Consider the following 21,709-nt stretch of genomic DNA (forward strand, 5'->3'; position numbering starts at 1 on the left):
GGTGGCGGCTCGCTGGGCCGGGGGCGCCGACGGCGCGGACGGTCCACGTCCACGACGGGTTCGATGATCTCGGTGTCGGGCGGGCGCGCGTGCCGTGACCGGGACGTGGCCCCGGCGCGCCTGGCGGGACGTGCGGCGCGCGCGGAACGGTCGGGTGGAGGTTTCGATGCGCCGGAGCGCCGGTCGAGCGAACTGCGCCGCCGCGGCTCCGGGGTGGGCGCATCGGAATCCGGCCTGCCACCCAGCAGTGACGACAACTTCGCCGACAGCCCACCGCCTGTTGCGCGTTCCGTGTCGGAGGCGTGTGACGCGCCGGCGGCGGGTGCGGTTTGTCGGCCCGCCCCGCCGAGATACCAGCGGGCCAGACCGAGCAGCAGGACCGCCGCGGAGGTGAAGAACATCAGCGGGAAGCGCTCGATCAGGGGATAGCCGCAGTTGATCAGGATGTCCTTGACGCCGTGGATGTCGGCGCTGTGCATCAGGTAGTACGCACCGGGCACGATGACGAACAGGATCAGCGGCGGCTGAATGACAGCCGTGAACACGCCGGCCTGCCGGACCGCGAGCACCGCCGCCACGCAGCCGAGGACATAGAGCGCGCTGAAGGCCCCGGTCAGTTCCTTGCCACCGGATCCGGCGTCGAAGGCGAAGCCGAGCGTAGATGCGACGACAGCGGTCAACACCGCACCCCACCAGGGAAGTCCTGGAATGTTGGGGTGCGCGGAGCGGTGATCGGCCGGTATCGCCGGCCGCGCGCGCTGTCCTGGCACAGGTCGACCGTACCGGCTTCGGCATCCAGACGCCGCCAGCGGAGGGTGGCGTGCCGATCACATCTCCTACACTGTGGAGCCCGTGGGCTTGAATCTGGGAATCGTCGGACTACCCAACGTCGGTAAGTCGACGTTGTTCAATGCGTTGACGCGAAACGACGTGTTGGCGGCCAACTATCCGTTCGCGACAATCGAGCCGAACGAAGGTGTGGTGGCGCTCCCGGATCCGCGGCTGACCGAGCTGGCGAAGATCTTCGGCTCCGAGAAGATCGTGCCCGCACCGGTGACGTTCGTCGACATCGCGGGCATCGTCAAAGGGGCGTCCGAGGGGGCGGGGCTGGGCAACAAGTTCCTGGCCAACATCCGCGAGAGTGACGCCATCTGTCAGGTGGTCCGGGTGTTCGCCGACGACGACGTCGTGCACGTCGACGGTCGGGTGGATCCGAAGTCGGACATCGAGATCATCGAGACCGAGTTGATCCTCGCCGACATGCAGACGCTCGAGCGGGCTCTGCCGCGTCTGGAGAAGGAGGCCCGCACGCACAAGGACCGCAAACCGCTGTTCGATGCGGCCACCGCGGCCCAGCAGGTTCTCGACAGCGGCAAGACCCTGTTTTCGGCGGGGGTGGACGTGTCGCTGCTGCGCGAGCTGAACCTGATGACCTCCAAGCCGTTTCTCTATGTGTTCAACGCCGACGAGTCGGTGCTCACCGATGAGAAGCGGATCGCCGAGTTGCGTGAATTGGTCGCGCCGGCCGACGCGGTGTTCCTCGACGCGAAGATCGAGGCCGAACTCCAGGAGCTCGACGACGAGTCGGCCGCCGAGCTGCTGGAGTCGATCGGTCAGACCGAGCGGGGCCTGGACGCGTTGGCGCGGGCCGGGTTTCACACCCTGAAGTTGCAGACCTACCTGACGGCGGGACCGAAAGAGGCGCGCGCCTGGACGATTCACCAGGGCGACACCGCGCCGAAGGCTGCGGGCGTCATCCATTCGGACTTCGAGAAGGGCTTCATCAAGGCCGAGATCGTGTCCTTCGACGACCTCGTCGCCGCGGGGTCGATGGCGGCCGCCAAAGCCGCGGGCAAGGTGCGCATGGAGGGCAAGGACTACGTCATGGCCGACGGCGACGTGGTCGAGTTCCGCTTCAACGTGTAAAAGCAAGCCTGACGTCGAATTACGTAGATGAGTTCTGTCTCGACTGACAGACGGGGCGATGGCCGCCCTGCCTGCGCAGGACGGCCATCAGCGAGCGTCGCCCTAGGAACTGAAGGAAATGAACACGTCATTCCACCAGATGCCCCAAGAGTTGGCCTCGATGTTCCATACGAGCGGCAGCGGCCCGGGGATACCGAGTTCCACCCAGTTGTCAGGCACCCAGGTCGGCGGGAGCCCGACGCGTACGGGGTCACCCCAGTGACCCGGCGGCACGCCGGTCAGACCCGGGACGACCGGGTTACCCTTCATCACCTGTCCGGGCGGCCCGAACGGATTGTGCCCGGGTGGGTCTCCGGGAAGCCAGACATCTGCGCCGTGACCGCCCGGATTCCACGGCGGCCCTGGCTTGTCAGGGTCTGCCTGCGCCACGCCACTGACGGCGCCGAAAGCGGCGAAACCCAGTGCGGCGGCCGTTGCGGCACCGGCAACCAGTTTCTTCATCTGCATCGTGAACCTCCTGTTCAAGCCATCGCCGGCGGCAATCACACGCTGCCGCCACGTTGACCTGTCGTTCGTGTCCAATGCCGCGCGGCGCTGGACGGCAATGGCTGCAAATGACCCCCCGACTGACACCAGGGTCCCCGCGAGATGCGAACGTCAAACGTCTTCCCTGGAGTTGTGCCGAGAAGATCGTGCGCGCGCCGGTGACGTGGTGAACGTTGAATTCAACGGTGATCTCGGCCGATGGTCGTCGTACATTGGCACTGTGAGTGAGGATTGGCGCTTCGATCGGGTCGATGAGATTCGCTCGTTGATCAAGCAAGCCGAACCCGACGTGGTCGAGGAGATCAAATGGCGTAAGCCGTCGAACCCCGACGGCGTGCCGGCGTTCTCGCTGGACGGTCTGATCTGCACGCTGGAAACCTACAAGGGCAAGGTCAAGGTCAATTTCGCCAAGGGCTCGTCCTTGAGCGATCCGGACAACCTGTTCAATGCGAGCCTCGAGGCCCCCGTCGGGCGCTCCATCGATCTGCGCGAAGACGATGAGTTGGATGAGAGCGCGTTCAAGGCGTTGATTCAAGAGGCGGTCAGAGTCAACCGCAGTTAGCGCGAGCCGTCGTCTATGACCGGTTAACCCCCACAAGCCCGTTCCTGCCTCTCGCCCAGGAGCAACGACCTATCATCGGGTATGGCCCGGCTCGTCCTCGTGCTTGCGGTGACCGTCACCACGGTGTTCGCCTTGGTGACCGGGGTGAACGTAGCCAACGCGGAGCCGCCGCCGCCGTGTTCGTTCACGTTGTCCCCGCCGCAGGTCGAGCAGGTCAACGGCGTCGCCATGGTCACCGCGACGGTGGCACCGGCCGAGTGCGGTCCGCCTGCCGTTCCAGCCACGAGCGTGGCATGCCTGCAGATGCAGGGTGGCGGCGCGGTCACCCGCTGCTTCCCGAGCGACGCCTCGGGCAGCGCGCGGGTTGTCTTCGACTATGTTCCCGGCGCCACTTACATCGCGACCGGCAGGGGCTGCGGTGCGTGGATCGGGCAGTCGCCGGCCCCGAAATGCCAGATGCTCGGGCCCAGTTCGGCTCCGCTGTAGGGTTTCAGCGCGGCCTGAGCCGGAAGATGGGGATTCGTCGATTGGCGGGGGCCGTCTTGGCGCGGTAGTCGTCATAGCCTGCGTAGACACGCTCGGCGAGCGCGAAGAGTCGTGCGTATTCGTCGGGGTCGGTGACCTCGGCGGCGGCGAACCTCTGCTCGCCGAACTCGCAGTCCGGATTGGCTTTCAGGTTGTGAAACCACTGCGGGTGTCGGGTTCCGCCGTAGTTCGAGGCGAGCAGGATGACGTCGGGCCCGTCATGGAAATAGGTGAGTTGCACGACGCGCGGCAGCCCGGATTTCGCCCCGGTCGAGACGAGCGGCGCGTTGATGATCGCCCCCATGTTGACCCGCCCCCCGGTGAGTCGGAACAAGTGGGGATCGGTGTGGCGGGCGACGTGGCGTGCGACGAATTGGCCTATGCGCGAACGGCCGAAGCGAACACTGGCCCGGTACACGCGGCCCCGCGTCTTGTTCGGATCCACGTATCGCAACGGCACCCACGAACCGTACCCCGCGTTGAGAAGCCGACCTATGCAGGGCAATCGGGGTCGGCCGCGAGAGCCTGGCTGATCTCGGCCTGATGGAGCAGGAAAACCTTTTCGTCCAGCTTCTTGCGCCGCATCCAGGTGGTCACCTCGGCGTTGCACTTGCTCGTGTTGCACGAGCGGCAGCTCGGTACCACGTTCGCGAGCACGTACCTCCCACCGCGGGAGATCGGGAGCACACAGTCCTTCTGCAGCGGCGTCGCGCTCGCGCCGCAGTAGGCGCAACCGCCCCAGGCCGCCTTGAGGGCGCCCCATTGCGAATCGGTGAGGTCGTGTTCTTTGAGGGCCATCCGGCGCCTGCGGCGACGCGCATATCGCACCGCACGGGTGGGGCTGCGGGACGGCACTGGCCGAGGCTACCGCGGGTGCCGGTACTTTCTGTGGCGGCGCGTTCGTCGCGTGTCGTCGAGCGACGTGCTGGTCGTCGGCGGACCGCTCGGGCAGTATCAGGGCGAAGGACCCAGTGCACAAGGAGAACCCATGCGCGCCAAACGCATCACGGCCAACCTTCGGGTAGCCGACATCGCCGACGCGAAGAGCTTCTACACCGACTTCCTGGGGCTGAGCACCGAGGAGTTCAACCTGGGCTGGGTGGCGCGCTACACCGAGCCCCAAACCGGGGCGCACGTCCAGCTCGTGACGCGAGATGCCACCGCGGCAGAGGACTCGGTCATCTCGGTCCACGCCGACGATGTGCAGGGCGCGTACGACGAAGCCCGGCGGCTCGGGTTCGAGATCGTCCATCCACTCACGACCGAACCGTGGGGGGTGCGAAGGTTCCTGGTTCGCGCGCCCGACGGCAACGTCGTCAACATCGTGCAACACGCGAACTGACCACGCCAATGGGACGTACCGACAAGGCATCTCGGCTCGTCGAGGCACCGCGGAAAGATGTCTACGCGGCGCGGGTCAGCCCGCGCGGTACTCCACGATCGCGTCGCGGCTGAGCAGGTCCTCGCCGGTGAGCACCACCAACTCCGTCGACGACAGCCGATACGTGGTGCCGTCGTTGTGTGCCTCGAAGCCGGTCGGGATCACGCGCACGTCGTCGAGTCGCAGGGCGGCGCCGTCGTGCAAGCGGATTCCCTGGTACTCGTAGGTTCCGTCGGCTTGGCGGCAGACGACCATCGCCGAGCGGGTGGTGCGGGCGATCGCGACGGCCTGCTGACGCTGATCACAGCGCGCGGCGGTGTCGACGAACCCCTGCTCGTCCATGGCGAGCGGCGCAGGCTTCGGTGTCGGCGCGGCAGTGGTGGGTTCGGCGGGCGCCGCCACCCACTGGGAGACGGTATTGGGTTGCGCGGGAACGGATTGCATCTGCGGGGTCTCGTCATCGGGCGATTGCAGCATCGTGAAGACGATGACGAGTGTGGCGATCGACGCGAGCACGATGGAGATGGCCGAGCCCTTCGCGCTGAGCAGGCCGCGTGGGGGAGCGTCGTGTGTGGGGGCGGGTTCGGTCGCTGTCGGCATGCTTCGCTCCCTCGTCGAGGTGCCGATGGATGGGCTATCCAACAGCAAACCACCCCGAGCGAGGGCGCCGCGCGATCTCAGACGGCGTTTCGCCGCCCGATATGCGGGACGGGCTGGGTCAAGGGATCACGGATATCTCGCGGCCGAGTTGGTATCCGGCCGTCAGCGGCAACGCATCACCACTCCAGAACGAGCCCGGGTCAAACCAATTGGAGTGCTTCTCCGTCTTCAGCAGACCCATCTCCTCGTAGGTGACGGCGACGGTTTCGGCGCAGTACGCGGTTTCGAATCCAGCGCTGAACTTCTCCGCCTTCCGGCGTTCGACAGATTGGCGAACCTTTTGGTGCACGAACGGGATTCCCCGGGTGAAGTCGGCGGTGTTCGGCAACCGGCCGCGCACCCAGCGGCCCGTCAGCCGCGCGGTCGTCGGAAACGGAGTGCCGTCCATCCGCGCGATCACCCGCAGCATGCGGTCCTCCTGCTCGCGGTCGGCATGCGGCGTGAGCTGGCGCAGCCAGCAGCGCTGGCCGTAGACCTGGGTCCAGCGCTCCACCGCCTCACGCAGATCGTTGAGCTGCACGCCGCGATGATTGGTGCCCGTCCACATGTCGAGCAGCTTGTCGCCGAGTTCGGCGTGCCAGATCAAGGGCGGCAGGTCATCGATCGCGACGGTCATGCCGACGTGGTTGACCGGGCTGTTGGTCATCGACTGGATGGCGCGATCGGGGCCGGAGTGTCCGCGGAACAGCCAGATGTCCCCGGTACGAGTCTCGTCCAGAGCGCGCTGCAGCGACACCGTGCTTGGATTCACCCCGTCAGCTTAGGCAGACTGATGTGCATGCGCGGAATCTGGAAGTGGGTCGGACTCGCCAGCGTCGCCGGCGTCGTCGCAGGTGGTGCGCTGGTCGCACGCGATCAACGGCGTCGCAACTCCTACACCCCGGACGACATCCGCGCCCGCCTGCACCAACGCCTCGACGAGATCGAAGCGCAGGAAGGCCGCGACAACTAGTCCGCCGCCGTGCTGACCGGATAGAGCGTGTGCGCGCCGGAGAAGCCTTTGAGCTGCGCCTCGCGGCCGTCGTCGAAGGTGAGGTCTTCGCAGTCGGCGCATCCTTCGATGGCCTCGCGCACCACTTCGCTCACCAGGATCTCGCCGCCCTCGGCCTGTGCGGCCACCCGCGCCGCCATCGCGACGTTGCGTCCGAACAGGTCGTCGCCACGTCGCACCGATTTGCCGACGTGAATTCCGATGCGGACGCGAATACCGTTGGGGCGCTTAGCCAGTGAGCGTTGGATGTCCACCCCGCACCGGACCGCCTGCTCCGGGTGCGCGAAGGCGACCATGAACCCGTCTCCCTGACTCTTCACGACATAGCCACCGTGTCTGTCGACGTACCGGCGTACCGCCCTGTCGTGTTTGCCGATCAGCCTGACCCAGGCGCGGTCGCCGATGCGTTCGTTGAGCGCGGTGGACTCCTTGATGTCGGAGAACATGATGGCCACCCTTCCGTTGGGCGCCAGCCGCGCCAGGTCCGGGCGCTCCACCTCGGCCCAGTCGGCGAGCTCCTCGATGGAGGACCGCACTGCCGCGCCGAGCCCGTCCTGGCGCAGGATGTTGGCGGTCTGCCACACCGTCTTGACGGCCCTCGTCCCGCCGGAGAGCAGCAGGTTTCGGGTGTCGACACGGCGCCGCAGGTCGTCGGCCTCCTCCCGCGCCGCCCTCAGGCGCACTGTCAGCACCACCAGCGCGATCGCCTCGCCGACGACGATCACTGCCAGTGCGTATGCCGCGATCTGCACTCCGCTCACGGGTCAAGTATTGGATGCTGGGTCGGTGACCGAGGTGCAGGCCCCCTATTACGAGAGCCGGTTCATCCGTGCCAACGCCCCCGACGCAGGCCAGGCACTGTGGCTGCGCGAGACACTGCTGCTGCCTGCGGGCGGGGAGCCCACCGCCGACGTCTGGGTGATGGTGTTCGATCCGTCGGGTCATCGTGCGCGCAAACAGTCCTTTCCGATCGACGCAGCGGATTTCGGCTACGAGGACTGGACGGCACGTATCGCCACGACCAGCCTCGACGACACCGCCGCGTTCGGGTTCCTGCCCGACGCGCGCTGGGACCTCGCCATCACCCCGGGCGGTCAGGATCCCGTCCGGCTGCTGACCGATCGCGCCTACCGGCGGCGCTTCCCGACGGCCAAGACCCAGGTCCGCCACCCGCTGGCCCGGTTCGACGGCCGTCTCGAGCTGGCGGACCTGGTGGTCGACGTCGACGGTTGGACGGGCAGCGTGAACCACAACTGGGGCACGCGCCACACCCCGGCATATGCGTTCGGCCAGGTGTGCGGGTTCGACGACGCGCCCGACTCGACGCTGGAGATCGTCACCGCCCGGGCGGCCGTCGGGCCGGTGCTGCTGCCCGGCGTGACACTGTTCGTGTTCCGTCACGCCGGGCAGGAGTTCGCGGTGCGCTCGCTGGGGGACAGCCTGAAGAGCCACGGCCGCTACGCACCGTTCTCGTGGACGTTCGGTGCGCGGGTGGGCGAGAAGATGATCGAGGGGGAGATCGCCACCGAGCCCGCGGACGTGATCGGCCTGACCTACGCCGACACCCACGGCGGAACCAAGTACTGCTACAACTCGGCGATCGCGAGCTGCCGAATCCAGGTGGCGGGCAAGGCGTTCGCAAGGGCCGAGCTGGTGAGCCGGGGCGCGATGCTCGAGATCCTCACCGACGACCGTCTGGACGACGTGCCGCTATTGGCCTAGTCGTACGCCTCGAAGTGACGGTCGCCAGGTCGAAACTGAGGTGTGCGAGTTTCGACCCAGATATGGCGCACGAGCTCAGTTTCGACGCATCTCGGTGAGCACCTGGTCCAACGTGTCGACGTAGAAGTCGGCGGACTCGGAGTCGATGCACAACGGTGGCTTGGTCTTCAGGATGTTCATGTGGTCGCCGGTGGGCTGGATGATCACCCCGAGGTCGAGCATCCGGTCGCAGATCGCCGAGGTCTCCTCGGCCGCGGGCTCCAGCGTGGTGGTATCGCGCACCATCTCGACGCCCAGATACAGGCCGAAACCGTGCACGGTGCCGACGATCGGGTGGTTGTCGCGCAACTGCAGCAGCCGGGACTTGAGGTGTGCACCGACCCGCAGGGCGTTGTCCTGCAGCCCTTCGTCGCGCAACACGTCGAGTACGGTCATGCCGATCGCGCACGACAGCGGACTGCCGCCGGTGGAGGAGAAGAAGTACCCCTCCGAGGAGAAGGCGTCGGCCACGGCGCGGCTGGTGATCACCGCGCCGAGCGGATACCCGTTGCCCACCGACTTGGCGACCGACACGATGTCGGGCACCGCCTGTTGCTGCTGGAATCCCCAGAACCATTCGCCGAGACGGCCGTAACCCACCTGCACCTCGTCGGAGATCGCCAGTCCGCCCCCGGCCCGCACGGCCGCGTAGACCTGCTGCAGGTAACCGTCCGGCAGCGCCATTCCGCCCGCGTTGCCGTACACGCTCTCGCAGATGAACGCCGCCGGCGCCCTACCCGCCGCGGCGAGCGCTTCGATCTGCGCCACCGCCTCGCCGGCATACCTGGACGCCTCGGCACCGCGGTACTTACCGCGGAAACTGTTCGGCGACTCGACCGTGTGCACCCAGTCCGGCCGGGTGGCAAGTGCGTTCGGGTTGTCGGCCGTCGACGTCGACACCGCATCTGTGCCGTACGTCCACCCGTGATAGGCCTCGCGGACGGCGACCACATCACGTCGTCCGGTGGCGGCGGTCGCCAGTCGGATCGCCAGATCGCTTGCCTCGGAACCGGAATTGACGAGAAACACCGTGTCCAGCGGGTCGGGCAGCAGTGCGGCCAGGCGCTCGCTGAACTCGACGACGGCCTCGTAGTTGAATCGTGAGTTCGTGTTGAGCCTGCGCAACTGGCGGTTCGCGGCGGCGGCGATCCTGGGATGCGCGTGGCCGAGCACGGTCACGTTGTTGACCATGTCGAGGTAGCAGCGACCCGACGTCGACATCAGGAAATGACGCCGCCCGCGTTCGATCTGGGGCGGGGTGCGGTAGTAGAACTCCTGCACCGGCGCGAAACTGGCGTCCCGGCGCGACAGCAGGTCCGCCGCACCGGTCACCTCGTGCGGCGCCAACCCGAGCAGGGGTCCGGGATCGCGGGACAGGGCCAGCCATCCGGGCGCCAGGTCGGATCGGGTGAACGCAGGTGCCGCGACTGCGCCCGCGGGGCGCACGCTCAGCTCGGCCCGCGTGCGCGCGGCGGCCAGCGCCAGTGGTTGTCCAGCCGCGACGACGCCGCGGGCGGTCCCGGACGGGCCGGTCAGAGTCAGCTCGAAACGCGTGCCGCGCAACGTGATCCGGCCGCTGTCCTCCTCGCTGACGATTCCGTCCCAGGGGGCGGTGAGCACGGTGTCGGTGGCCGGCCACAGGCTGATGCCGGTGGCGACGACGTCGGGGGCCTGCCGGCTCAGGCGTGGCGCCCGGCTGAGGCGCGCCTCGCCGAAGCGGGTCACCACCAGCGCGGCACCCGCCTGGAGCGCGACCGCTGCCGATTCGTCCTCGACGTCGCTCGACATCACGCCGTCAGCGTCGAACGCGTCGTCGTAGACCTCCGAGGTGGTGGACAGGTCCAAGGTGACCACCGCCGCCGGGTCCACGGTTATCAGCGGTGCCGCCGTCACCACCGGGGCGGGCGGCGGCCCCAGCCCCAGGTCGGTCTTGATCACCGCACTCATCACATCGAGGGGAACCGACGTGGCGATGTCGAACATGCGGTTCTCGGCGTCGGACTGCTCGGTGATGTAGTCGTTGTCGGGATCCAGGGTCGCCTGCTGAGCGCCGCTGACGATCAGCACGGCGGTGCGCAGCACCAGAAGCGGCCACACGGCATCCGCCTCGGCGGCCGACAACGGCCGCACGGCATGGAACGCCCGAACCGCGGGCAGTATCGATGTCGGTTGCGCACCAACATGTCCCAGCACCGAAGACGCCGTGATCGCGAGCTCGGACACGGCCCACGTGTGAGAGAGGTCGCCGAAGTCGATGACCCCGTCGGGTCGCGGCCCGCCGGTGTCGGCCGCCACCACCACATTGGCGTCGGTCAGGTCGATGTGCGCCGCCTGCCTCGGCAGCGCCTCGTCCAGGGCCGTGATTCGCGCCCATGCTTCACCCGCCGCGTCCACCAGTCGGGCGCGCAGCGCAGGGTCGCTGACGTGTGCGCTGAGCGCGTCGACGACCTCCTTGCCGAAACGCAGGTCCCACTGCAGGATCCGATCCAGGCCGGGATGGGTGAAGCCCTTCAGCGCGCGACTCACCCTGCCTGCGACGTCCCCGAGGGCCGCCACGGACGCCGGGGTCAGGTAGCCGGACTCCGCCAGTGTGCCCCCGGGCAGGTAACGCAGCAGCCGGACATACGCCGTCGCCTCGGTCAAACCCGTGATGGCGGTGCACTTCTCGCCGGCAGCGTTGGGCAGCGGCACCGCGACTCGCAGTGCCGGCTCCGCGTCGGCGATCAGTTGGGCCGCCTCGTCCTGCGCCTGCAACTCGACCGCACTGAACGCGGGATTGGCGATCTTCAGCACGCCGAGTGCCGCCCCGGAATCGTCGGCGACGAGGAAGTTCTTGTCCTGTTGGCTGCCCAGGGCGCCGGCGCGGGCGGTCAGGCCGTATTGGGTGGACAGGATCTCCTGTGCCTGCGCCTCGCTCACCCGGGGCGCAGGCAACTCGCTCTGCTCCAGGAAGTTGAAGCCAGCGCTCATTGCCGCTGTCTTCTCTTCGCGCAAGCGCTCATCGCCGCAAAACGAATTGCACCACGACGTCCGAGAACGCGTCGTTGTCGTCCCCGGCGGCGGTGTGTCCCGCCCCCGACAACTCCGCGAACTCGGCGTTGGGGACCTTCCTCAGGAAGTCCTCCACCGCTTCCTCGCTGACCACGTCGGAGAGCTTGCCGCGAATCAGCAGGATCGGGATGGACAGGTCGATCGCGGCCTGTTCCAGCATGTCGACCCGCACGAACGGGTCTTCCTGCGGCTTGGTCAGGAACGCCGGATCCCAGTGCCAGTACCAGCGGCCGTTGCGGTGTCGAAGGTTCTTCCTCAGCCCGTCTGGGCTGCGCGGCTTGGTCCGGTGTGGCAGGTAGGCGGCGACCGCCTCGGCGGCCTCCTCCAGGGACTCGAAGCCGTGCACATGGCTGAACATGAAGTCGCGGATGCGTGCGCTGCCGTCCTTTTCGTACCGCGGGACGACGTCGACCAGGATCAGCCGCTGCACGCGGTCCGGGCCGGCTTCGTGGGCCGCCAGGATCCCGGTCAGCCCGCCCATGCTGGCGCCGATCAGCACCACGGGGCGCCCGATCTGCTCGAGAACACTCCGGGTGTCGGCGCACAACGCCTCCACCGTGTACTTCGCGTCCGGTGACCGGTCGCTGTCGCCGTGGCCGCGACTGTCGAGCGCGACCACATGCAGACCCCTCGATGCCAGAAGCTGCCCGGTCTTCTTCCAGGAGAAGCGGTTCTGGCCGCCGCCGTGCAGCATCAGGACCGACGGGCGGGACGTGTCGAATTCCGCCCCGGACCGCGCAAGCGCCTCCGGGTTGTTCCATTCGTCGGCGACAAGGGCCAGGCCGTCGGCGCCGCGAAACGTCACGGTCGTCGACTCGCTACGGTCTGTGCTCACAGGCGTCCTCTCGGCTTGCCCCGGGGCCATCACGTTACCCACCCTCGGATTTGTTGCAGTCTGGGGTCCACAGGGCCGCATGGCCCCTAGAATTTACGCTCGTGCAGAAATGTCCCGACCGCGACGAAGAACGTCGCGCCATCATGGCTGCCGCGTATGGCTGCCTGTCGGAGCCACATTCCGGGCCGATCCCGGTGTCGGCGATCCTGCGCAGCGCCGGGATGTCGACCCGGGCGTTCTACAAGCATTTCGGCTCGAAGGACGAGCTGTTCCTGGCGCTGCTGCAGGAGGAGTGCGACGCGGTGGCAGCGCGGGTGAACCGGATCGCCGAGGAGGCGGTGGGCAGCCCGGCCCACCAGCTGGCGGCGTGGATCGGCGAGATGTTCGACGTGGTCTTCGACCCGATCCACCTGATCCAGCTGACGGTCATCGACTCCGATGAGGTCCGGATGGCGAAGGGGTACCGCGAGACCCGCGAGTGTGCACACGCCGACCGTGAGCGTTCCCTGGTCGAGATCTTGAGGCGGGGACAGGCCGACGGATCGTTTCCACTCACAGATCCCGACGCCGACGCCGTCGCGATCAGCGCGGTCGTGAGCCGGGTGATGATCAACTCGACCCCCGATGACCTCCAGCGTCTCAAGCAGGAACAGGCGCGGGTGCTCGACTTCGCGCTGCGCGCGGTGGGCGCCGTCCCGCCGGCGTGAAAACGGCGATGAGTTTCGCGATCGCGGGCGGTCTCCATGGCGACAAGACCTTCGATCGACAGGAGATCCGCCATGCCCGCCATCACGCCGTCACTGTGGTTCGACAACAACCTGGAGCAGGCCATCGAGTTCTACAGCTCCGTCTTCCCGAACTCGTCGGTGGAGAGGATCGACCGGTTCACCGACGCCGGTCCGGGCACGCCGGGGGACGTGGTGTCGGCGTACTTCACCCTCGACGGGCAGCCGTTCGTCGCCATCAACGGCGGACCGCAGTTCCCGTTCACCGAGGCGGTCTCGTTCATGGTCCGGTGCCGGGACCAGGCCGAGGTGGACTACTACTGGGAGCGCCTGGTCGACGGAGGCGAGGAGTCCCAGTGCGGCTGGCTCAAGGACCGTTTCGGGTTGAGCTGGCAGATCGTGCCGGACCGGCTCGACGAGCTCACCGGCGACCCGGATCCCGCCCGTGCGGCGGCGGCGACCAAAGCCATGCTGGGCATGCGCAAGATCGTCATCGCAGAACTCGACGAGGCCGTCGCGGGCATGTAGCGGATTGTCGCGGCCGCGCGATCCGGCTGCCGAGCAGGCCGAAAAGCCCCTGGGGGCAGGGAGCCGGAGGCCGGCACCCCCGAAAGCCGCTGAAACCGTCACCGATTGCCCCGTCAATTTATGGTGATATACGGTTCCTCGGCGTCCACCGATGTGTAACCTCAGCCGGACTGACTGGGCGCGGGCTTCGTTGGAGGGACAGCGGCCGATGGCGGTGAGGTGCACACGAGGAAGGACCCGTTAGATGGTCGCTTCCGATGTTCTTGCCAAGCCGGTGCGTGCGTTCGGCGGGTTCTACTCCATGGCGCTCGACACGTTCGTGGGGATGTTCCAGCCGCCATTCGCGTGGCGTGAGTTCATCTCTCAGGCGTGGTTCGTCGCGCGGGTGTCGATCGTGCCCACGCTGTTGTTGACCATTCCGTACACGGTGCTGCTGACGTTCATCGAAACCATCCTGCTGAGCGAGATCGGCGCCGCTGACTTCTCCGGTACGGGGGCCGCGCTCGGCACCGTGCGGCAGATCGGGCCCATCGTGACGGTTTTGGTGGTCGCCGGCGCCGGCGCCACGGCCATGTGCGCCGATCTGGGTGCGCGGACGATTCGTGAGGAGCTCGATGCGCTGCGGGTGATGGGTGTCAATCCCATCCACGCGCTGGTGGTTCCCCGCGTGCTGGCCGCCACCGTGGTGTCGCTGGCGCTGTCTGCCACCGTGATTCTCGTCGGCCTGTCCGGCGCGTACTTCTTCGTCGTCTACATCCAGAACGTGTCGCCGGGCGCCTTCGCGGCCGGTCTGACGCTGATCATCGGTGCCACCGACGTGATCATCGCGCTGGTGAAAGCGGCGCTGTTCGGGCTCTCGGCCGGTCTGATCGCCTGCTACAAGGGCATTTCCGTGCGTGGCGGCCCGGCCGGTGTCGGTAACGCCGTGAACGAGACCGTGGTATTCACCTTCATGGCCCTGTTCGCCATCAACATCGTCGCCACCGCCGTCGCGATCCAGATCACGCTATGACGATCTCGAGGCCGCACTCCCAGTTCCCCTGGCTGAAGGCCAGGTTCCGCAGCGTGTCCGACCCGTGGAACCACATCGGCATGCAGACCAAGTTCTACGGTCGCACTCTGCGCTACATGCACTACGGGTTGATCCACTACCGGGTCGAGTTGATTCGGATCATCGCGCAGATGGGCCTCGGGGCGGGGGCGCTCATCATCATCGGCGGCACTGTCGCGATCGTCGGCTTCCTGACCGTGACCACGGGCGCACTGGTGGCCGTGCAGGGCTACAGCGACTTCTCCGAACTCGGCGTGGAGGCCCTCACGGGATTCGTGTCGGCCTACTTCAACGTGCGCCTGATCGCGCCGGCCACCACCGCCATCGCGCTGTCCGCCACCATCGGCGCCGGAGCCACCGCGCAACTCGGTGCCATGCGGATCAACGAGGAGATCGACGCGCTCGAGGTGATGGGCATCCGCAGCATCGCGTTCCTCGCCTCCACCCGGGTCATCGCGGGCTTTCTCGTGGTGATCCCGTTGTACTGCGTGGGTGTGCTTATGGCGTTCTGGGCCGCGCGTTTCGGCACCACCGTCATCTATGGGCAATCGACGGGTGTCTACGACCACTACTTCAGAACGTTTCTGAACCCGACCGACCTGATGTGGTCCTTCGGACAATGCATCGCACTTGCGGTGGTGATCATGCTCGTGCACACCTACTACGGCTTCACCGCACGAGGCGGGCCTGCGGGCGTGGGCGAGGCCGTCGGGCGAGCGGTGCGCACATCGCTGATCGTCTCGGCCTTCGTCCTGGTCATGCTCTCGCTCGCGGTCTACGGCCAATCCGGCAACTTCAACCTGGCCGGGTGACGATGGACCAACACGACGAAGGCCTGCATCCCGCGTGGTGGACGTTGATCCTCGTGATCCTGACCGCCGTTGCCCTCTGGCTGACCTATGCGTTGTTCGTCGGCAGCTTCAAGTCGACAGAGACCGTGACCCTGACCTCCGACCGGTCAGGTCTAGTGATGGAGACCAACGCCAGGGTCAAATTGCGCGGCCTCCAGGTGGGGCGGGTCGTCGCGATCCAGGGCGGCGGCCAGCCGGTCGCGCTGAAACTGGAGATCGACAAGGACAAGATCAAGTTCATCCCGGCGAACATCGAGGCCCAGATCCGGGCCACCACGGTATTCGGCGCCAAGTTCGTCGATCTCGTCTACCCCAGCGACCCCAGCCAGCAGCGGTTGGAGCCCGGGCAGGTGATCGAATCGCGCAACGTCACCGTCGAGGCCAACACGGTGTTCCAGAACGTCGTCAACGTGCTGGACAAGATCGACCCGGCCAAGCTCAACAGCACGCTGTCAGCACTCGCCGACGGTGTCCGCGGCCAGGGCGAGCGGATCGGTCAGGCGACCACCGACGCGAATCAGGTTCTGCTCGCCCTGAATCCGCGCAACGAGCAGATCACCGCCGATCTACGGGCCCTGCGGGATTTCAACGACACGTTCAGCGTTGCGGCGCAAGACATCCTGACCACGCTCGACGCGCTCAGCACGACCAGCGCCACCATCACCAGAGACGCCGGCCAACTGGATGCATTGCTGCTGGCCACCATTGGTCTGTCCAACAGCGGCATCAGTCTGCTCGCACCGAACCAGGCCAACCTCATCAGGGCCATCAACGTGCTCGAGCCGACGACGAACCTGCTGTACAAGTACAGCCCGTCCTACACCTGCCTGCTGACGGGCGCGAAGACGCTTCTGGACACCGGTGGCTACGAAGCCCCCGGCGGAAACGGCCGGTCACTGATCCTCGACGTCGGGCTGACGCTCGGCGACGACCCGTACCACTACCCGGACAACCTGCCGATCATCGGCGCCAAGGGCGGACCGGGTGGCAAGCCGAGTTGTGGGTCGCTGCCCGATGTCGCGCAGAACTGGCCGGTGCGAAACCTGGTCACGAACACCGGTTTCGGCACCGGCATCGACTGGCGCCCCAACCCGGGGATCGGCTTCCCGGCCTGGGCCAACTACCTGCCGACCACCCGGGCAGTGCCCGAGCCGCCGAGCATCCGAAACCTCTTCGGCGGGCCTGCAATCGGGCCGATCCCGTATCCGGGGGCCCCGGCCTACGGCGCGGACCTGTACGCACCGGACGGCACGCCGCTGTGGCCGGGCCTGCCGTCGGCCCCGCCCCCGGGGGCGCCGAAGGATCCGGGCCCGAGGCCGGGCACCGAGCCGTTCATCGTCCATTCACCGGCCCAGATGCAGCCGACACCGCTGCCGCCTATCCCGCTGCCGCGCGAGGCCGCGCCGGGCCCATGATCGACACCGAGAAAGCCATGAGAGGTAGGCCGCCATGCCAGGCGTGACAGCCAGGGTTCGACACGACGCGTGGCGTCTTGCCGTCTTCCTGCTGATCTGCCTGCTCGGCGTGTTCGGCCTGTTCGCGGTCTTCGGGGAGCTGCGTTTCGGCGAGAAGACCAAGACCTACCTGGCCGAGTTCAGCAACGTGACCGGGCTGGAGAACGGTGACTTCGTCCGCATCGCCGGTGTCGAGGTCGGCAAGGTCGAAAGGGTCGAAATCCAGCCCGATACGACGGCGTTGGTCGAGTTCACCGCAGACGAGTCGGTGGTGCTGACCGAGGGCAGCAGGGCCGTCATCCGCTACGACGACCTCATCGGCGGCCGCTACCTCGCCCTGCAGGAAGGCGCAGGCAGTACCACGACGCTCAAGCCGGGGGACACGATCCCCATGGCCCGCACCTCGCCTGCACTGGACCTCGACGCACTGATCGGTGGCTTCCGGCCGCTGTTCCGCGCGCTGGACCCCGATCAGGTGAACGCGTTGTCGGGCCAGCTGATTCAGGCGCTGCAAGGTCAGGGCGGGACGATCAACTCGTTCCTGGCGCAGACCGCGACGCTGACCAGCACGCTGGCCGACCGGGATCAGCTGATCGGGGACGTCATCGTCAACCTCAACGTGGTGCTGGGATCGCTCGGCGACCAAAGTGACCAGTTCGAGAAGGCAGTCGACGCGCTCTCCGAGTTGGTGACGACCCTGGAGGCGCGCGGAGAAGACATCAGCAGCGGCGTGGCGTACACGAACGCCGCCGCCGCGAGCATCACCGACCTGTTGGCGCAGGCTCGTCCGCCCCTTGCCAAGACGATCAAGGAGACGGACCGCGCAGCCGGAATCGTCGTGGCCGACCACGAATACTTCGACAATCTGCTCAACACCCTGCCGGATGCGTACCAGGCGCTCGCGCGGCAAGGCATCTACGGCGACTTCTTCAGCTTCTACCTGTGCGACATCGTGCTGAAGCTCAACGGCAAGGGTGGCCAGCCGGTGTATGTCAAGGTCGCCGGCCAGTCCACCGGGAGGTGCGCGCCGAGGTGAAGTCCTTCAGCGAACGGAATCAGCTCGTCATCGGTGTCGTCGGGCTGGCGGTGACGGTCGGCATCGTGCTGGGGTCCCTGAATTACCAGCGGCTGCCGTTCCTCCAGGGCAACCAGTACGCGGCCTACTTCGCCGAGGCGGGCGGGCTGAAAACCGGTGAGGCGGTGCAGGTCTCGGGTTTCAAGGTGGGTGAGGTCCAGTCCATCGAGTTGGACGGGCCGCACGCGTTGGTGAAGTTCACCGTCGCAAAGAACATCCGGCTCGGCGATCGCACGGAGGCGGCGATCAAGACCAGGGGCCTGTTGGGCACGAAGGTCCTCGAGGTCACCTCCCGCGGCGACGGCCAACTGGAGGGCAGGATTCCCCTGGAGCGCACCACGTCGCCGTACGAACTGCCCGACGCGCTGGGCGAGCTGGCGATGACCATCAGCGGGCTGAACACCAATCAGCTGTCGGATTCGCTGAGGGTGTTGGCGGAGACATTCGCCGACACCCCGCCGGAGTTGCGCGTGGCGGTCGAGGGTGTGGCACGGTTCTCGCAGACCCTCGACGAACGCGATGCGCAACTGCGGGGCTTGCTGACAAACGCCAACAAGGCCACGACGGTGCTGGCCGAGCGCAGCAATCAGGTCGTGAGCCTGGTCAACAACACCAACGCGCTGCTGGCGGAGCTGCAAACCCAAAGCGCCGCACTGGATCAGATCTCCGGCAACATCTCGGCGCTCAGCGATCAGCTGCTGGGCTTCATCGCCGAGAACCGCGAAACCATGAAACCCGCACTGGACAAGCTCAACGGCGTGCTGACGATCGTCGACAACCGTAAGGAACGCCTGCAGAGATCGATCAAACTGCTCAGCCAGTATTCGATGTCGCTCGGCGAATCGGTGGCATCCGGGCCGTTCTTCAAGACCTACGTCGCCAACCTGCTGCCGGGCCAGTTCCTGCAGCCGTTCATCGACACCGCGTTCTCGGACCTCGGTCTCGACCCCAGCGTGCTGCTGCCGTCGGAGCGCACCGACCCGCAGGTGGGCCAGCCGGGCACGCCGGCACTGCCGGTGCCCTTCCCGCGGACGGGTCAGGGCGGCGAACCGCGCCTGACGATTCCGGACGCGATCACCGGCAACCCCGGCGATCAGGGCTGCGGTCCGCCCGGGTTGCCGCTGCCCGGACCTACCGGCTGCTATCCCTACCGGGAGCCGCCGCCGGCCCCGCCGCCAGGCGGGCCGCCGCCGGGACCGCCAGCCGAGGCACCGCCGGGTCTGCAATCCATCCCGGGTCCGACGCCGGCTCCGGTCATGGTGCCCGCTCCCGGTGAGACGCCCCACCTCGCGGAGGCCGGACAATGACGCGCGCCGCACGGACCCTCTTGGGCGTTGCGCTGGCCGTGATACTGGTGGGCGGCGCGATCGTGCTGTTGCGCAACGCCGAAAACGTCAACCGCACACACGTCGTCGCCTACTTCGAGAACAGCAACGGCATCTACGCGGGCGACGACGTTCGCATCGTCGGGGTGCCCGTGGGCAGGATCGAGTCCATCGAGCCGCAGCCCACGTCGGTCAAGATCTCGTTCTGGTACGACAGCAAGTACGACGTTCCGGCCGACGTCAGCGCCGCGATCTTGTCACCGACGTTGGTGACTGCGCGGAGCCTGCAGCTCACCCCGGTCTACACCGGGGGCCCCGTGATGGAGAACAACGCCGTCATTCCGCAGGAACGCACCGCCGTTCCGGTGGAATGGGACGAGGTCCGCCGGCAGCTGGAGACGCTGTCCGAAACGCTGCAGCCGACCGAGCCGGGCGGGGTGAGCCCCCTGGGCTCGGTCATCAACACCGCCGCCGACAACCTGCGTGGCGAGGGCGCCAACATCCGTGACACCGTCATCAAGTTGTCGCAGGCCATCACGGCGCTCGGCGATCACAGCACCGACATCTTCTCCACCGTGAAGAATCTGGCGATCCTGGTGTCTGCGCTGCAGGACAGCACCGACGTGATGCGCCAACTCAACCAGAACCTGGCTACGGTGACCGGCTCGCTCGCCAACGATCCCAATGAAGTGGCCAACGCGGTCCGCGACCTCAACAACGTCGTCGGCGAGGTGCAGACGTTCGTGGCCGAGAACCGCGAATCGCTTGGCACCACGTCGGACAAGTTGGCGGGGGTGACCCAGGCGCTGACCGACAGCCTGGGCGACGTGAAGCAGTTCCTGCACGTGGCGCCCAACACGCTGCAGAACTACGTGAACATCTGGCAGCCGGCCCAGGGCGCGGTGAGCAGCGTGCCGATGATCAACAACTTCTCCGATCCGATCTCCTTCCTCTGCGGCGCGGTGCAGGCCGCGTCACGACTGGGTGCCGAGGAGTCGGCGAAGCTGTGCGTGCAGTACATGGCGCCGATCATCAAGAACCGCCAGTTCAACTTCCTGCCCGTCGCGCAGAATGTCTTCGTCGGCGCCTCGACGCGGCCGAACGAGCTCACCTTCAGCGAGGATTGGCTGCGCCCGGACTACATTCCGCCGCAACCTGTCCCGCAGCAGCAACCGTCACCGCCGCCCGCGGGAGCGCAGCCGCCTCCAGCGCCGGCCACGGGTCCGCCGTTGGCGGCAGAGGCGCCCGTCGCGCCCAACCCGGCCGACGGCCTGCATGGGCTCATGGTGCCGCCTGGGGTGGGGCCATGATGCGGGGCAAGCTCTTTCGTGGAGTGGCCGTCGCGGTTGTGTCGGCCGGGGTGCTGTCCGGGTGTTCGGAGTGGCAAGGGCTGAACTCGCTTCCGCTGCCCGGCGTCGAGGGCACGGGGCCGGGAGCGTTCATCATCGAGGCGCAGATGCCGGATGTGGACAACATCGAGCCGAATTCCCGTGTCCGGGTGGGCGATGTGAATGTCGGCCACGTCAGGAAGATCGTGCGGCAGGGCTGGCATGCGTTGGTGACGATGGAGCTCAACGGTGACGTCGAACTGCCCGCGAATGCGACGGCCACGCTCGGTCAGACCAGCCTGTTGGGTTCACTGCACATCGAACTGGCGCCGCCGACCGACGAGACGCCCGAGGGCACGCTGAAGGACGGCTCGCTGATTCCGTTGTCGTCGTCGGGCAAGTATCCGAGCACCGAGCAGGCGCTGGCATCGGTTGCGCTGCTGCTCAACGGCGGCGGCATCGGCGAGATCCAGGACATCACCGAGGCGTTGAGCACCGCGTTCACCGGTCGCGAGGACGATCTGCGCAGCCTGATCGAGCAGCTCGACATCGCCATCGGTCACCTCGATGACCAAAAGCAGGACATCATCGCGGCGTCCGAGAGCCTGAACAATCTGATCGGTCAGTTCGCCGAGCAGAAGCCGGTGGTGGACAGGGCATTACAGACGATTCCGGATGCGTTGTCGGTGCTGCGAGACCAGCGCTCGAACCTGGCCGAGGCGCTCGCGCAACTCGGCAAGTTCAGCGCCCTGGCCGCCGACTCGGTCAACCAGACCAAGGAAGCACTGGTGCAGGAGCTGAAAGATCTCAGTGTGGTCCTGCAGGAGCTGGCCAATGCCGGTCCGGCGCTGACCCGCGCGCTGAGCTTCCTGCCCACCTTCCCGTTCCCCAAGGAGACGCTCACCAACTGGATGCGCGGCGACTACGCGAACCTGACGTTGATTCTCGACCTGACGCTGAGCCGGATCGACTCCGGATTCTTCACCGGATCGCGGTGGGAGTGCGACCTGACCTGGTTGGAGCTGCAGTGGGGCCGCACCATCGGCCAGTTCCCCAACCCGTGCAACGCGGGTGGGCCGGGGACCGCGGGCAACCCGTTGATCGCGCCGTACCGCTGGGATCAGGGGCCTTAGC

Annotated in this window: 24 protein-coding genes; 15 read left to right on the top strand and 9 right to left on the bottom strand. The window is 67.1% G+C overall.

The features are described from left to right. Window positions 1-770, bottom strand: a 770-nt coding sequence (locus H7I57_RS00140; RefSeq protein ID WP_264021179.1) for a DUF6542 domain-containing protein, incomplete at its 3' end; no start/stop codon positions are given. A gap of 82 nt (window positions 771-852) precedes the next feature. On the opposite strand from H7I57_RS00140, the gene ychF reads away from it, so the two are divergent. After that, entirely contained in the window at window positions 853-1,926 is a 1,074-nt protein-coding gene (ychF, locus tag H7I57_RS00145; protein WP_264021180.1) for a redox-regulated ATPase YchF, read from the top strand. A gap of 102 nt (window positions 1,927-2,028) precedes the next feature. On the opposite strand, the gene H7I57_RS00150 is transcribed toward ychF, so the two are convergent. Then, window positions 2,029-2,433 (bottom strand): hypothetical protein, encoded by a 405-nt coding sequence (locus tag H7I57_RS00150; protein ID WP_264021181.1) that lies wholly within the window; start codon window positions 2,431-2,433, stop codon window positions 2,029-2,031. 259 nt (window positions 2,434-2,692) lie between these two features. Here H7I57_RS00150 and H7I57_RS00155 point away from each other — a divergent pair, with 259 nt between their 5' ends. Next, window positions 2,693-3,034, top strand: a complete 342-nt coding sequence (locus H7I57_RS00155) for a DUF1801 domain-containing protein (protein WP_264021269.1) — start codon at window positions 2,693-2,695, stop codon at window positions 3,032-3,034. Between the two features lie 81 nt (window positions 3,035-3,115). Next, a complete protein-coding gene (locus tag H7I57_RS00160) occupies window positions 3,116-3,520 on the top strand; it encodes a hypothetical protein (RefSeq protein WP_264021182.1) in 405 nt (134 codons plus the stop codon). Between the two features lie 4 nt (window positions 3,521-3,524). Here H7I57_RS00160 and H7I57_RS00165 read toward each other — a convergent pair whose 3' ends face one another. Then, a complete protein-coding gene (locus H7I57_RS00165) occupies window positions 3,525-4,019 on the bottom strand; it encodes a nitroreductase family deazaflavin-dependent oxidoreductase (protein ID WP_264021183.1) in 495 nt (164 codons plus the stop codon). 32 nt (window positions 4,020-4,051) lie between these two features. Beyond that, a complete protein-coding gene (locus tag H7I57_RS00170; RefSeq protein ID WP_264021270.1) occupies window positions 4,052-4,357 on the bottom strand; it encodes an HNH endonuclease in 306 nt (101 codons plus the stop codon). A gap of 190 nt (window positions 4,358-4,547) precedes the next feature. Here H7I57_RS00170 and H7I57_RS00175 point away from each other — a divergent pair, with 190 nt between their 5' ends. Then, window positions 4,548-4,901, top strand: a complete 354-nt coding sequence (locus tag H7I57_RS00175; RefSeq protein ID WP_264021184.1) for a VOC family protein — start codon at window positions 4,548-4,550, stop codon at window positions 4,899-4,901. 75 nt (window positions 4,902-4,976) lie between these two features. Here the strand turns inward: H7I57_RS00175 and H7I57_RS00180 are convergent, their stop codons facing one another. Both H7I57_RS00180 and H7I57_RS00185 read right to left on the bottom strand, forming a co-directional pair. Beyond that, complete coding sequence (locus H7I57_RS00180) at window positions 4,977-5,540, bottom strand: hypothetical protein (protein WP_264021185.1); 564 nt, start codon at window positions 5,538-5,540, stop codon at window positions 4,977-4,979. A 118-nt stretch (window positions 5,541-5,658) separates the two neighbouring features. Further along, on the bottom strand, window positions 5,659-6,336 hold the full coding sequence (locus H7I57_RS00185; RefSeq protein WP_264021272.1) for a guanylate cyclase: 678 nt from the start codon (window positions 6,334-6,336) through the stop codon (window positions 5,659-5,661). Window positions 6,337-6,378: 42 nt separating this feature from the next. On the opposite strand from H7I57_RS00185, the gene H7I57_RS00190 reads away from it, so the two are divergent. Further along, window positions 6,379-6,552 carry a hypothetical protein gene (locus H7I57_RS00190; RefSeq protein ID WP_264021186.1) on the top strand — a complete coding sequence of 58 codons (174 nt, stop codon included), beginning with the start codon at window positions 6,379-6,381 and terminating at the stop codon, window positions 6,550-6,552. On the opposite strand, the gene H7I57_RS00195 is transcribed toward H7I57_RS00190, so the two are convergent. Then, window positions 6,549-7,352 carry an adenylate/guanylate cyclase domain-containing protein gene (locus H7I57_RS00195; RefSeq protein ID WP_264021187.1) on the bottom strand — a complete coding sequence of 268 codons (804 nt, stop codon included), beginning with the start codon at window positions 7,350-7,352 and terminating at the stop codon, window positions 6,549-6,551. The two genes, H7I57_RS00190 and H7I57_RS00195, sit on opposite strands and share 4 nt — an antisense overlap. Before the next feature lie 25 nt (window positions 7,353-7,377). On the opposite strand from H7I57_RS00195, the gene H7I57_RS00200 reads away from it, so the two are divergent. Then, complete coding sequence (locus tag H7I57_RS00200) at window positions 7,378-8,313, top strand: hypothetical protein (RefSeq protein ID WP_264021188.1); 936 nt, start codon at window positions 7,378-7,380, stop codon at window positions 8,311-8,313. Window positions 8,314-8,388: 75 nt separating this feature from the next. On the opposite strand, the gene H7I57_RS00205 is transcribed toward H7I57_RS00200, so the two are convergent. Both H7I57_RS00205 and H7I57_RS00210 read right to left on the bottom strand, forming a co-directional pair. Further along, on the bottom strand, window positions 8,389-11,322 hold the full coding sequence (locus H7I57_RS00205; protein WP_264021189.1) for an aminotransferase: 2,934 nt from the start codon (window positions 11,320-11,322) through the stop codon (window positions 8,389-8,391). 28 nt (window positions 11,323-11,350) lie between these two features. Then, complete coding sequence (locus tag H7I57_RS00210; RefSeq protein WP_264021190.1) at window positions 11,351-12,238, bottom strand: alpha/beta fold hydrolase; 888 nt, start codon at window positions 12,236-12,238, stop codon at window positions 11,351-11,353. Window positions 12,239-12,339: 101 nt separating this feature from the next. On the opposite strand from H7I57_RS00210, the gene H7I57_RS00215 reads away from it, so the two are divergent. The 9 genes from H7I57_RS00215 (at window position 12,340) to H7I57_RS00255 (ending at window position 21,708) form a co-directional block, all read left to right on the top strand. Next, window positions 12,340-12,945, top strand: coding sequence for a TetR/AcrR family transcriptional regulator (locus H7I57_RS00215; RefSeq protein WP_372510073.1), 606 nt, complete (start codon window positions 12,340-12,342; stop codon window positions 12,943-12,945). Window positions 12,946-13,017: 72 nt separating this feature from the next. Then, window positions 13,018-13,491 carry a VOC family protein gene (locus H7I57_RS00220; RefSeq protein WP_264021191.1) on the top strand — a complete coding sequence of 158 codons (474 nt, stop codon included), beginning with the start codon at window positions 13,018-13,020 and terminating at the stop codon, window positions 13,489-13,491. Window positions 13,492-13,735: 244 nt separating this feature from the next. After that, window positions 13,736-14,503: an MlaE family ABC transporter permease gene (locus H7I57_RS00225; RefSeq protein ID WP_264021193.1), complete on the top strand. Its 768-nt coding sequence runs from the start codon at window positions 13,736-13,738 to the stop codon at window positions 14,501-14,503. Beyond that, a complete protein-coding gene (locus H7I57_RS00230; protein WP_264021194.1) occupies window positions 14,500-15,354 on the top strand; it encodes an ABC transporter permease in 855 nt (284 codons plus the stop codon). The genes H7I57_RS00225 and H7I57_RS00230 overlap by 4 nt, the downstream gene beginning before the upstream one ends. Window positions 15,355-15,356: 2 nt before the next feature. Further along, window positions 15,357-16,808: an MCE family protein gene (locus tag H7I57_RS00235; protein ID WP_264021274.1), complete on the top strand. Its 1,452-nt coding sequence runs from the start codon at window positions 15,357-15,359 to the stop codon at window positions 16,806-16,808. 34 nt (window positions 16,809-16,842) lie between these two features. Continuing rightward, complete coding sequence (locus H7I57_RS00240; protein WP_275080696.1) at window positions 16,843-17,883, top strand: virulence factor Mce family protein; 1,041 nt, start codon at window positions 16,843-16,845, stop codon at window positions 17,881-17,883. Next, window positions 17,880-19,229 carry an MCE family protein gene (locus tag H7I57_RS00245; RefSeq protein ID WP_264021195.1) on the top strand — a complete coding sequence of 450 codons (1,350 nt, stop codon included), beginning with the start codon at window positions 17,880-17,882 and terminating at the stop codon, window positions 19,227-19,229. Before H7I57_RS00240 ends, H7I57_RS00245 begins: the two co-directional genes overlap by 4 nt. Continuing rightward, window positions 19,226-20,557 (top strand): MCE family protein, encoded by a 1,332-nt coding sequence (locus H7I57_RS00250; RefSeq protein ID WP_264021196.1) that lies wholly within the window; start codon window positions 19,226-19,228, stop codon window positions 20,555-20,557. Before H7I57_RS00245 ends, H7I57_RS00250 begins: the two co-directional genes overlap by 4 nt. Further along, on the top strand, window positions 20,554-21,708 hold the full coding sequence (locus H7I57_RS00255) for a virulence factor Mce family protein (RefSeq protein WP_275080697.1): 1,155 nt from the start codon (window positions 20,554-20,556) through the stop codon (window positions 21,706-21,708). Before H7I57_RS00250 ends, H7I57_RS00255 begins: the two co-directional genes overlap by 4 nt. Window position 21,709: the final 1 nt, after the last annotated feature.

The organism is Mycolicibacterium pyrenivorans (assembly GCF_025821625.1).
GTDB classification, from domain to species: Bacteria; Actinomycetota; Actinomycetes; order Mycobacteriales; family Mycobacteriaceae; genus Mycobacterium; species Mycobacterium pyrenivorans.